Origin of the sequence: Ensifer sp. LC11, from assembly GCF_001695835.1 — a bacterium.
Classification (GTDB): domain Bacteria; phylum Pseudomonadota; class Alphaproteobacteria; order Rhizobiales; family Rhizobiaceae; genus Ensifer.
The window spans coordinates 44,543-55,040 of record NZ_MBSO01000032.1; the positions used below are offsets into that span (position 1 = coordinate 44,543).

The 10,498-nt window shown below is 61.7% G+C and carries 10 protein-coding genes; 8 read left to right on the top strand and 2 right to left on the bottom strand.

Annotated elements, in window-relative coordinates:
* Complete coding sequence (locus BBX50_RS21025) at positions 1 to 1,002, top strand: acyltransferase (RefSeq protein WP_065777275.1); 1,002 nt, start codon at positions 1 to 3, stop codon at positions 1,000 to 1,002.
* Positions 1,003 to 1,059: 57 nt separating this feature from the next.
* Here BBX50_RS21025 and galE read toward each other — a convergent pair whose 3' ends face one another.
* A complete protein-coding gene (gene galE / locus BBX50_RS21030) occupies positions 1,060 to 2,046 on the bottom strand; it encodes a UDP-glucose 4-epimerase GalE (protein WP_065777276.1) in 987 nt (328 codons plus the stop codon).
* 331 nt (positions 2,047 to 2,377) lie between these two features.
* Between galE and BBX50_RS21035 the strand changes: the two genes are divergently transcribed.
* From BBX50_RS21035 to BBX50_RS21065, 7 genes are all read left to right on the top strand, one after another.
* Positions 2,378 to 4,015 (top strand): TIGR04028 family ABC transporter substrate-binding protein, encoded by a 1,638-nt coding sequence (locus BBX50_RS21035; protein WP_065777277.1) that lies wholly within the window; start codon positions 2,378 to 2,380, stop codon positions 4,013 to 4,015.
* 70 nt (positions 4,016 to 4,085) lie between these two features.
* Positions 4,086 to 5,030: an ABC transporter permease gene (locus BBX50_RS21040; RefSeq protein WP_065777278.1), complete on the top strand. Its 945-nt coding sequence runs from the start codon at positions 4,086 to 4,088 to the stop codon at positions 5,028 to 5,030.
* Entirely contained in the window at positions 5,027 to 5,908 is an 882-nt protein-coding gene (locus BBX50_RS21045) for an ABC transporter permease (protein ID WP_065777279.1), read from the top strand. Before BBX50_RS21040 ends, BBX50_RS21045 begins: the two co-directional genes overlap by 4 nt.
* Positions 5,905 to 7,542 carry an ABC transporter ATP-binding protein gene (locus BBX50_RS21050; RefSeq protein ID WP_065777280.1) on the top strand — a complete coding sequence of 546 codons (1,638 nt, stop codon included), beginning with the start codon at positions 5,905 to 5,907 and terminating at the stop codon, positions 7,540 to 7,542. The genes BBX50_RS21045 and BBX50_RS21050 overlap by 4 nt, the downstream gene beginning before the upstream one ends.
* A 28-nt stretch (positions 7,543 to 7,570) precedes the next feature.
* Positions 7,571 to 8,617 (top strand): putative FMN-dependent luciferase-like monooxygenase, encoded by a 1,047-nt coding sequence (locus tag BBX50_RS21055; RefSeq protein WP_201723505.1) that lies wholly within the window; start codon positions 7,571 to 7,573, stop codon positions 8,615 to 8,617.
* Between the two features lie 47 nt (positions 8,618 to 8,664).
* Positions 8,665 to 9,282 carry a CMD domain protein gene (locus BBX50_RS21060; protein WP_065777281.1) on the top strand — a complete coding sequence of 206 codons (618 nt, stop codon included), beginning with the start codon at positions 8,665 to 8,667 and terminating at the stop codon, positions 9,280 to 9,282.
* A 19-nt stretch (positions 9,283 to 9,301) separates the two neighbouring features.
* A complete protein-coding gene (locus BBX50_RS21065; protein WP_065777282.1) occupies positions 9,302 to 9,904 on the top strand; it encodes an alkylhydroperoxidase domain protein in 603 nt (200 codons plus the stop codon).
* A 102-nt stretch (positions 9,905 to 10,006) separates the two neighbouring features.
* Here the strand turns inward: BBX50_RS21065 and BBX50_RS21070 are convergent.
* Positions 10,007 to 10,498, bottom strand: a 492-nt coding sequence (locus BBX50_RS21070; RefSeq protein ID WP_139108844.1) for a porin, incomplete at its 5' end; no start/stop codon positions are given.

Sequence of the window (10,498 nt, forward strand, 5' to 3'; positions counted from 1 at the left end):
ATGACGACGATTTTCGGCATTCAGTATTTGCGGGCGGTTGCCGCCCTCGGCGTCGTCGTCTTCCACGCCGCGGAGCGGACCGGGTTTCACTTCGCGATCGGTTCGGCCGGGGTCGATGTCTTCTTCGTGGTCAGCGGCTTCATCATGTGGGTGATCAGCGCGCGACGGCCGATGTCACCGCTCACCTTTCTGCGCGATCGTATCCAACGGATCGCGCCGATCTATTGGCTCGCAACGGCGGTCATGGTTCTTGGCGGCATTGCCGGCCTGTTTCCCAATCTCATTTTGAGCATCGGTCACGTATCCGGTTCGTTTCTGTTCATTCCAATGCGCTCTCCGAGCAACGGTGAAATCTGGCCGGTTCTGGTGCAGGGCTGGACTCTGAACTACGAAATGTTCTTCTACGCCGTCTTCGCCATGACGCTATTGCTGCCGCGGTCGCGACGACTGTTTGCGATGACAACGGGATTCCTGATGCTGGTCACGGTTGGCCAGGTGTTCGGCAGCGACAATGCGCTTTTCCAGACCTACACCCGGCCGATCCTTCTTGAGTTCGTAGCGGGCATGATCGTTGCCGAGCTTTGGCTCCGGGGGAGGGTGCCGGGCACAGGTTTCGGCCTGGTGCTGATCGCGGCGGCGGTTACAGGTTTCACCGCTCTGGCCGTCCTTGGCCTGCCTTTCGACGAACTTGTTCTCGGCCCCTTGGCCGTAATGCTTATGATCGGCACGCTGGCGCTCGAGCCAGGCGGTTGGTTTCGTCCACGTGGACTGGCGGTGCTTCTCGGCGATGCGTCCTATTCAATCTATCTCTGGCACACCTTCGCCATTTCAGTCGTAGTCAAGGCCTGTGCGCTGGTCGGTGTGGGCCCGCTGCCGTCCGCGCTCCTTGCCGCCGCGTCGGGGACAGCGCTGGGCGTTTGTGCCTATTGGCTTGTAGAAAAGCCACTGACGCAGCGCCTGCGTTCCGGGCTCTTTTCGAATCCGGTGCAGCGCCCGGCCTGACAGCCCGCAAACGACCCGGTGCGGCGATGGTTGCCGCACCGGATGCCCATACAGATCTCAGATGCCCTGATTGCGGCGGGAATGCCAGTTCCAGGCCGTGCGGGTGATGTCGGTGAGATCGTATTTCGGGACCCAGCCGAGAATGTCGCGCGCCTTGTCGTTGTTGGCGACCAGCGTCGTCGAGTCGCCCTCGCGTCGGTCGACGAGGTCGACCTGGAACTCACGCCCCGAAACGTCGGAAATCGCCGTCAGCAGTTCCTTGACGGTCGTGCCGGTGCCCGTTCCGAGATTGAGTTCGACGCTCTCGCCGCCGGCAAGCAGATGCTCGACCGCGCGAACGTGTGCGTCGGCAAGGTCGAGCACGTGGATGTAGTCGCGCACGCAGGTGCCGTCACGCGTGTCATAGTCCGTGCCGAAGATCTTGAAGCTCTGGCGCCGGCCAAGTGCAGCATCGATTGCCAGCGGGATCGCGTGCGTCTCGGGCTCATGCCATTCGCCGATGCGGCCCTCGGGATCGGCGCCCGCAGCGTTGAAGTAGCGGAGAATTACGGAGCGGAGGCCCTTATATTGTCCGTAGTCCTTCAGCGCCTGCTCGCACACCCACTTCGTCCGGCCGTAAGGGTTGATCGGCGCCTGGCGGTGCTGTTCATCGATCGGCACGCTCTCCGGCAGACCATAGGTGGCGCAGGTCGACGAGAAGACGAACGCCTCGACGCCAGCGGCCAGGGCGGCGGACAGCAGGGTCAGTGTGCCGATCACGTTGTTGTCGTAGAAGGAAACCGGATCCTTCACCGATTCCCCGACCTCGATCATCGCGGCAAAATGCAGAATGGCGCGGGGTTTATGGCGTGCAAGCACCTCGTCGAGCCGCTTGCGGTCGCGGATATCGCCCTTTTCGAGCACGCCCCATTTGACGAATTCCTCGTGGCCGTTCGACAGATTGTCATAGACAACGGGCTCGAACCCCTTGTTGGCGAGTTCGAGGCAGGTGTGCGAGCCGATATAGCCGGCACCGCCGACGACGAGGACTTTGTTGCTTTCCATAATGCTTACGATCCTTGGGAGGTTCAAAGGAATTGCCGAGATTTTTCAACGGATGATGACAATGTTGTCAATGCCGCGCGCAATCAAGCATGTGTCCATGTCGCGTGTGTGGCGGTGGTTATCAGTGTGTTTCTTTCCACACAGGTATGACCCACAGCCCCTCGAATTCGGTGGGAAAAACACAGGAAGGGACAATTATCCCCGTCGTGGCGAGGCGCTAGATGCTTCTTTCCGTTCGGCCAAAACATATAGCATATTAATTTACTAGATTTAATTGATAATGGCGCCCACGGTCGTACCATAGCCTTCGGATTTTTGAAGGAAGGCTCTCATGACGACGAAACTGAAACGGCTGGCGCTCACCCTGGCGACCCTTGCAACTTCCGGCCTCATCCTGTCAGGCGCCCAAGCGCAGGGAACGGAACCGGTCAAGGGCGGCACGCTGATCTATCTGGAGCAGCAGGCCCATACCAACCTCTATCCGCCGGCCGGGGGCTTTTATCCGAACGGGGGCATCCTCAACCAGATCACTGACAAGCTGACCTATCAGAACCCGAAGACGCTCGAGATCGAGCCGTGGATTGCCGAGTCGTGGACCGTCAATGCGGATGCGACCGAGTACACGTTCAAGATCCGCCCAGGCGTCACCTTTTCCGACGGCACGCCACTTGATGCCACCGCGATCGCGAAAAACTATGATGTCTTCGGTCTTGGCAACGAGGCGCTGAAACAGCCGGTTTCCGAAGTCATCAACAACTATGAACGCAGCGAAGTCATCGATCCGCTGACCGTTAAATTCTACTTCAAGAAGCCGTCGCCGGGCTTTTTGCAGGGCACGTCGGTCATCGGCTCCGGTCTTGTCGCTGCGAGCACGCTCGCATTGCCTTTCGAAGAACTTGGTGACGCAACGAAGATCATCGGCTCTGGTCCGTTCGTGGTCGAGAGCGAGACGATCGGCAAGGAGCTGAACCTCACGGCGCGAGAGGAATACAGCTGGGGCCCCGCCAAACTTGAGCATCAGGGCCGCGCCTATCTCGACGGCATCAAATACATCATCACCGGCGAAGACAGCGTGCGGATCGGCGCATTGCTTGCGGGTCAGGCTGATTTCATCCGGCAGGTCCAGGCCTATGACGAGAGCCAAGTCGAGGCACAGGACTACCAGATCTACGCACCGTCCACGCGCGGCGTGAACAACAGCGTCGTCTTCCGCCCGGACAACCCGCTGGTGGCCGACGTCAAGGTACGTCAGGCACTGCTTCATGCGACCGACACCAAGGAGATCGTTACGACGCTCTTTTCGGCCAATTACCCACAGGCAACGTCGATCATCGCGTCGTCGGCCCTCGGTTACAAGGACATCTCGGCCAAGCTTGCTTTCGATCCAGAGAAAGCCAAAGCCCTTCTTGATGAGGCCGGTTGGTCGGTCGGCGCCAATGGTCTTCGTCAAAAGGACGGCAAGGAGCTGGTGCTGACGGCCTATGAATCGCTGCCGCAACCGCAGAACAAAGAGACGCTGCAGCTGGTCGCCCAGCAATGGGGCAAGATCGGCGTGAAGCTGAGCGTGCTGGCCGGCGACAGCGGCAGCAAGACCGTGGACGATCTCGATCCGCTGAAGACGCCGGTTTCTCCGGCCATGGTCGGTCGCGCCGATCCGGATGTGATCAAGAGCCAGTATTATCCGAAGAACCGCGATGTCCTGCGTCAAAAAGGCGGGTTCAGCGACAAGGTCCAGAGCTTCGTCGACGACAAGCTGAATGGCTTGCTCGAGGCGCTCGCCTCCGAGCCGGATCGGCAAAAGCGGTTCGCGATCGCGGGTGAGGTCCAGGACTACGTTGTCGATCAGGCCTATGCGATCCCGATCTTTGAGGAGCCGCAGGCCTATGCCGGCGCGCCCTATGTCCAAGGTGTCGCGTTTGAGGCCGTCGGACGCCCGAGCTTCTACAGCACCTGGCTTGCCGAACATTGATCGGTCCCGCGGCCAACGCGATCACGTTGGCCGCCCTCATCCTTGAAATCCGCATGCAAAGGAACGGATCATGTCCGCCTACTTGCTCAATCGTGCTGCACAAGCCCTGTTCGTCCTGTGGGCCGCCTTCACGATCTCCTTCGTGCTGCTGCAGGCCATGCCCGGCGATGCGGTCCTCATTAAGTTCCAGAATCCGGACCTTGGCCTGACCGCAGCGCAGGTCGCCGAAATCCGATCCTCGTATGCGGTCGACAGCCCTGTCGTCGTGCAATACCTGCGCACGATCGGTAACTTCCTGACCGGCAACTTCGGCTATTCGGTTCAGGCCGGTGTTCCGGTTGGCAGCCTGCTCGCCGCACATCTGCCAGCGACGCTGATGCTCGCCACGCTCGGTTTTCTCCTCGCCTCGGTCCTCGCGGTCATCATCGCCTTTCTCTCCAGCCTTACGCCACTCGCCTGGCTGCGAGGCGCGCTGCAATCGATCCCCTCGCTCTTCATTTCGATCCCGACCTTCTGGCTCGGGATCATGCTGATCCAGATTTTCTCCTTCCGGCTGAAGCTCGTGCCGGTCATCAATCCCGGCCCGTGGCAGGAACTGATCTTGCCCGTCCTGACGCTCGCCGTGCCGATCTCAGCACCGCTCGCCCAGGTGCTCGTGCGCAACATCGATGACGCGATGACCCGCCCCTTCGTCGCCGTGGCACGCGCCAAGGGGGCGAGCAGGTTCTGGGTCCTCTCGCGACACGTGGCAAAGAATGCGCTTCTGCCGACACTGACCATTGCCGGCGTCCTTCTCGGCGAATTGATCGCCGGGGCCGTCGTAACGGAAACCGTCTTCGGATTGAACGGCATCGGCGGCCTCACCGAACGGGCGGTCGGTAGCCAGGACGCGGCCGTACTCCAGGCCATCGTCGTGCTTTCGGCGCTAGGCTTCGTGATCATCAACCTCGCCGTGGACCTGCTTTATCCGGTGCTTGATCCACGTCTCAGGACAAAAGCTGGAGCCGCCGCATGACGACTTTCGATACGCTTCACAATGACGTCGTCGCGGAAGCAAAGCGGCAAGGCGGATGGCGTTCAGGCGCAGCATCGCAGTTGCGCCGCACATCTCCGGGGCTGGTCTTGTCCTGGCTTATCCTCGGCACGGCGTTCCTCTGGGCTGTCGCGCCATCGCTCTTTACCGGCTACAACCCGCTCGAAGGCGTCGGTGGCGAGCAATTAAGACGGCCCGGTGGCGAGCATCTGCTCGGCACTGACGCGCTCGGTCGGGATCTCTACGCGCGCATCGTCTACGGCGCCGTTCATTCACTGACGGGTGCCTTTGTCGCCGTCAGCCTGGGACTTGTGATCGGTACCGGTCTTGGCGTGGTCGCCGGCTCGGTCCGGCGCCGTCTGGACGACGTCATCATGCGCATCATCGACGTGCTCTTGTCGATCCCGCCGCTGCTTTTGTCGCTCAGCATCATCATCCTGCTCGGTTTCGGCACCGTGAATGCGGCAATTGCGGTCGGCGTCACGTCGGTTGCGGGCTTCGCCCGGTTGGCGCGCGCCGAAGTCGTGCGTGTGCGCCGCAGCGACTACGTCGAGGCCGCGTTTGGAAGCGGCGGCACCTTTGCAGCGGTCCTGTGGCGCCATGTCCTGCCCAATGCGCTCACCTCAGTTCTCGCTTTCGCATCCCTGCAGTTCGGCTCGGCCGTACTGCAGATCTCTACACTCGGCTTTCTCGGCTATGGCGCGCCGCCACCGACGCCCGAATGGGGGCTGCTGATCGCCGAGGGTCGCAATTACATCTCGACCGCCTGGTGGCTGACAACCGCTCCCGGCATCGTGGTCGTGCTGGTCGTGCTCGCCGCCAATCGCATCAGCCAATCCTTCGGAAAGACCTCAGCATGACCGTTGTAGCGAAACCGCTTCCTCCCGTTCTCGAGGTTGAGGGCCTGTGCATTGCCTATCGCGACGGTCATGCCGAGCGGCGCGCCGTTCACGATGTTTCGTTTCGCATCAATCCCGGAGAAGTCGTGGCACTTGTTGGCGAATCCGGCTCCGGCAAGACGACGACGGCGCAATCGATCATCGGCCTGCTGGCGGCCAACGGCAGGGTCGAAAGTGGCAGTATCAAGCTCAACGGAACCGATATCGCCCGCTGGTCGGACCGGCAGCTGGACACGGTGCGTGGCGTCAAGATCAGTCTGGTGCCGCAGGATCCGGGCAGTTCGCTCAACCCGATCAAGACGATCGGCTCGCAGATCGGCGAGATCTTCCGAATCCACGGAGCACTGCACTCTGAGGAGATCGAGGGTCGGGTGCTCTCTCTTCTTGCCCGTGTCGGCCTGAGCGAACCGGCATTGCGTGCGCGACAATATCCGCACGAGCTCTCAGGCGGTATGCGCCAGCGCGTCCTGATCGCGATCGCTATCGCCCTGAAGCCGCAATTGATCATTGCCGACGAGCCGACGAGTGCACTCGACGTCACCGTGCAGAAGCGCATTCTCGACCTCATCGACGAGCTGCGGGCCGAGTATGGCACTTCCGTGCTCCTGGTGACCCATGATCTTGGTGTTGCAGCCGATCGGGCAGATCGGCTCGTCGTTTTGCAAAAGGGCCGGATCCAGGAGCAGGACGCCGCCGGCGTCATTCTCGCTGCTCCGCGGAGCGCTTACACGCGGCAACTGCTGGCGGATGCACCTTCGTTTACGGCGCCAGTCAAGCGCCCGATCCGATCGCCTGGAGTAGGCGTTCAGGATGATGTCGTTGTCGTTGAGGGTCTTGTTCGGGAATTCCCTCGTGACGACGGTCGCGGTCGCCTGTGCGCGGTGAACGATCTGAGTTTTCGTGTCCGTCGTGGCACGACCCACGCTATCGTCGGCGAGTCAGGTTCCGGCAAGACGACAACGATCCGCAACATCGTCGGCTTCGACAAGCCGACGGCAGGCCGCATCGAAATCGACGGTATCGAGGTCTCCGGCCTGAAGGGGGAGGATCTTCGGCAGTTCCGCCGCAAAATCCAACTCGTCTACCAAAATCCCTACGGCTCCCTCGATCCGCGTCAGAGCGTTTTGCAAATCGTTACCGAGCCACTCTTGAATTTCTCACGGCTTGCGCGCGCCGATCGTGAAGAGAAGGTGCGGACGATCCTCTCCCGGGTAGGCCTGCCTGAGGACGCGCTGTTGCGGCGGCCGCATGCGCTTTCCGGAGGTCAGCGCCAGCGCGTCGCTATTGCCCGGGCGCTGGTTCTTGATCCGCAAGTGGTCGTGCTGGACGAAGCGGTTTCCGCACTTGATGTCAGCGTACAGGCACGCATCCTCGATCTGCTTGCCGAGCTCCAGAGCGACCTTGGCCTCACCTACCTCTTCGTATCCCACGATCTCGCCGTCGTACGGCAGATCTCAGACACCGTCTCGGTGCTGAAGGACGGGCGGCTTGTCGAGGGCGGAGTGGTTTCCGAGATCTTCGAGGCGCCGAGCAGCGAATACACCTGCGAACTCATCAACGCCATCCCCGGACGCACACGCCGGGCGGCTGCCTGACGTACCGGCACTATAGACAGGAATGACCATGACAGAGACGATCCCACGCAAACGCCTTGGCTTCTTCACACGCCTGCTCGACGACGTGCCGGCCGGCACGCGTTATTACTATGCCAAGGAGCAGATCGTGACGGCTGAGCGCTTCGGCTTCGACACGGCTTGGGTCGCGCAGCACCATTTCCATGCAGACGAAGGCGGCCTCCCGGCTCCCCTGGTTTTCCTTGCCCATGTTGCGGCTGAGACCACACGCATTCGCCTCGGTACCGGCGTCATTACCCTGCCTCTCGAAAACCCGATCCGGGTGGCGGAAGACGCTGCCGTCTTCGATCTGCTTTCCGGCGGGCGACTGGAGGTTGGCTTCGGTACCGGCGGAACGCCGTCCTCCTTCACGGCCTTTGGCCTGGAAAGCGCCGAGCGGGGTACAATCTTCGGCCGCCACCTGCAAACCGTACTGGACGCCTGGGCCGGGCGCGCGCTTGCCGGCGGCGATCGCCTCTATCCGGCAGCGCCCCAATTGCTCGACCGTATCTGGCAGGCGACGTTCTCGGTCGCCGGCGGCGAGCGCGCCGGCCGCGCGGGCGACGGGCTGATGCTGTCGCGCACGCAGCCGCGCCAAAACGACAACCCCAACGCCTCCTTGGCGGGCCTTCAGAACCCGATCATCGATGCCTACCTGCACGCGCTTCCATCGGGCCGCGCTCCGCGCATTCTTGGCTCCCGAAGCCTGTTTGTCGCCGATAGTCGCGCCGAAGCGCTGCGGCTCGCGGACGTTGGGCTGAGGCGGGGCGCTGAGCGCTTGATCGCCGCTGGTCACAAGGTTGCCGGCAACTCTCTCGCCGATCTGATTGCCGCTTTCGATGTGCATGTCGGCACGGTTGACGACGTCATCGAAAGCCTTGGCGCCGACGGGACGCTGGAGCGTGTCACCGATCTCGTTTTCCAGGTCCATTCGGTCGATCCGCCACACCCCCTGATCCTGCGCTCGATCGAGCTCATTGCGACCAAGGTTGCGCCGGCGCTCGGCTGGTCGCCGCAGGAAAAGTTCCATGCACGCCGTTTCGGCGCCGTTGGTTGAACCGGAGCCGAGCACCTGTAGTCCATAATCGCCAAGGAGACGAAGCCATGACCCTCACGTCACCCGATATCATCGACCTGCTTGCCGGCATTACTGCCGGATCGGCACTCGACCGCATCCGTGCGCAACGGCCGGAGACCCGCGAACAAGCCCAGAAGAGCTATCTCTCGCTCTTTCAACCGGAAGACTTCGGCGACGTGTCCGAGGTGGAGCGGCACGCAATCGCGAGTTTCGTCGCGGGCCTCCATCGCCAGGCGGACATCTATGAATTCTACACCAATCCGATTGAAGAAGGCGGCGCGAACCGCTGGCTGATCGAAGTGCTCAAGGCGGAGATCGGGGCAGGGCGGGCAACGGGTCCCTATGGCAACTATCCGATCGGGCCCTTGAACGCGGAGAACGCGCCCGGTCCGACTTATCGGGTCTCTGAGGCGAGCCGCCAGGCGATCGGCCGCAAGCTGTCGGCCGCGCTCGAACACGCCCATCTGCTCGTCTTTCATCTCCGTGACGCCAATCCGCAGGCACTTCAAGCCTTGCTGGACGCAGGCTGGACCACGAATGGTATCGTCACCCTGTCGCAGCTGGTTTCCTTCGTCGCGTTTCAGATCCGTGTGATCGCGGGTCTTTCTCTCCTGTCTACCGCATCGAAGCGCGCCGCCGCCTAAAAATCGAGAGGACCCGTGAATGACCGAACATGCCATTATCCCCGAGGTCGCCAACCCACCCGTCGTCTTCACCCAGGATGAAATCGGCTGGACACCTTGGCTGCAGCCTCTGGCCGAAGACGATCTGACCGAGCGCCATCTCAAGGGCCTCGTCGAAGCTGCGCGTGCAAAATCACCCTACTTCCGCCTGCTCGTGCGCGATCCTGAGGTGCTGGAAGCGCGCACCAAGACCGACAAGGACATCTTCTACAACACCCGCTCAGGCTTGCCGCGCGCGGAACGCGAGTTGGCAGCAACAGCAGCGTCACGTTATAACGGCTGCATCTTCTGCGCCTCTGTTCATTCGCGCTTCGCATCGCATCACTCGAAGCGCGGCAAGGACGTGCAGACGTTGCTCGACGATGGCGTCGAGGCCGATCTCGGCGAACGGTGGAATGCGATCGTTGCCGCATCTGTTGCCCTGACCGCAACACCACCGGCCTTCGGCGAGGACCACATCGCCAAGCTCGCGGCGGCCGGCCTGGACGAGTTGGAGATCGCCGACGTGATCCATGGTGCCGCATTCTTCAACTGGGCGAACCGGTTGATGCTGTCTCTGGGCGAGCCAACGCCGGCTTCTTGATCGCTGACGCCAGCAACGACAACGCATTCTACTTTGCCTAGACAAGGAAAAGCCCGCAACTTCTGTCGAAGTGCGGGCTTCTTGCATCCGGGTTTAGTCGGATTAGAAGTTACGCTGAAGGCGGACGAAGCCCGAAACGTAGTCGCGGTCGGTCGTAGCCGTCAGGTCTTCCTGGTTGTACTGAACCGAAACGCGGGTCGCGAGACCTTCGGTGATCTTGTAGTCGAGCGTAACGCCAGCGCGCCACTTGTCGAGATCGTTGTTGAAGTCGTTGCCGGTGCGCAGGCTATCCCAGTACTGAACGCCGGGGGTGATGGCGAGCTTGTCGGTGGCGTTGTAGCGATACGAAGCCGCAACGGTCCATTCCGAAGCCTTCCAGTAAGCGTTCGGGTTGGAAGCCCAGACGCCAGCGAGCTGGAAGACGCCCGGGCCGAGGTCTGCAGAGAGCAGAGCGCGGATCGCGCCTTCTTCGAATTCAGAGTCGTAGCCGCCGAGCAGGTCGAAGGAAACGCCGCCGAGCGAAGCCGAAACGATACCGGAAACGCCAACGCCGTTGTCGCGAGTGCTCGTGCCTTCGAGTTCGTCGACCGAGAT

What these genes read in the sequence shown, in the direction of transcription:
- BBX50_RS21025 (WP_065777275.1), top strand. Translation starts at nt 1, where the DNA reads ATGACGACGATTTTCGGCATTCAGTATTTGCGGGCGGTTGCCGCCCTC.
- galE (WP_065777276.1), bottom strand. Translation starts at nt 2,046, where the DNA reads ATGGAAAGCAACAAAGTCCTCGTCGTCGGCGGTGCCGGCTATATCGGC.
- BBX50_RS21035 (WP_065777277.1), top strand. Translation starts at nt 2,378, where the DNA reads ATGACGACGAAACTGAAACGGCTGGCGCTCACCCTGGCGACCCTTGCA.
- BBX50_RS21040 (WP_065777278.1), top strand. Translation starts at nt 4,086, where the DNA reads ATGTCCGCCTACTTGCTCAATCGTGCTGCACAAGCCCTGTTCGTCCTG.
- BBX50_RS21045 (WP_065777279.1), top strand. Translation starts at nt 5,027, where the DNA reads ATGACGACTTTCGATACGCTTCACAATGACGTCGTCGCGGAAGCAAAG.
- BBX50_RS21050 (WP_065777280.1), top strand. Translation starts at nt 5,905, where the DNA reads ATGACCGTTGTAGCGAAACCGCTTCCTCCCGTTCTCGAGGTTGAGGGC.
- BBX50_RS21055 (WP_201723505.1), top strand. Translation starts at nt 7,571, where the DNA reads ATGACAGAGACGATCCCACGCAAACGCCTTGGCTTCTTCACACGCCTG.
- BBX50_RS21060 (WP_065777281.1), top strand. Translation starts at nt 8,665, where the DNA reads ATGACCCTCACGTCACCCGATATCATCGACCTGCTTGCCGGCATTACT.
- BBX50_RS21065 (WP_065777282.1), top strand. Translation starts at nt 9,302, where the DNA reads ATGACCGAACATGCCATTATCCCCGAGGTCGCCAACCCACCCGTCGTC.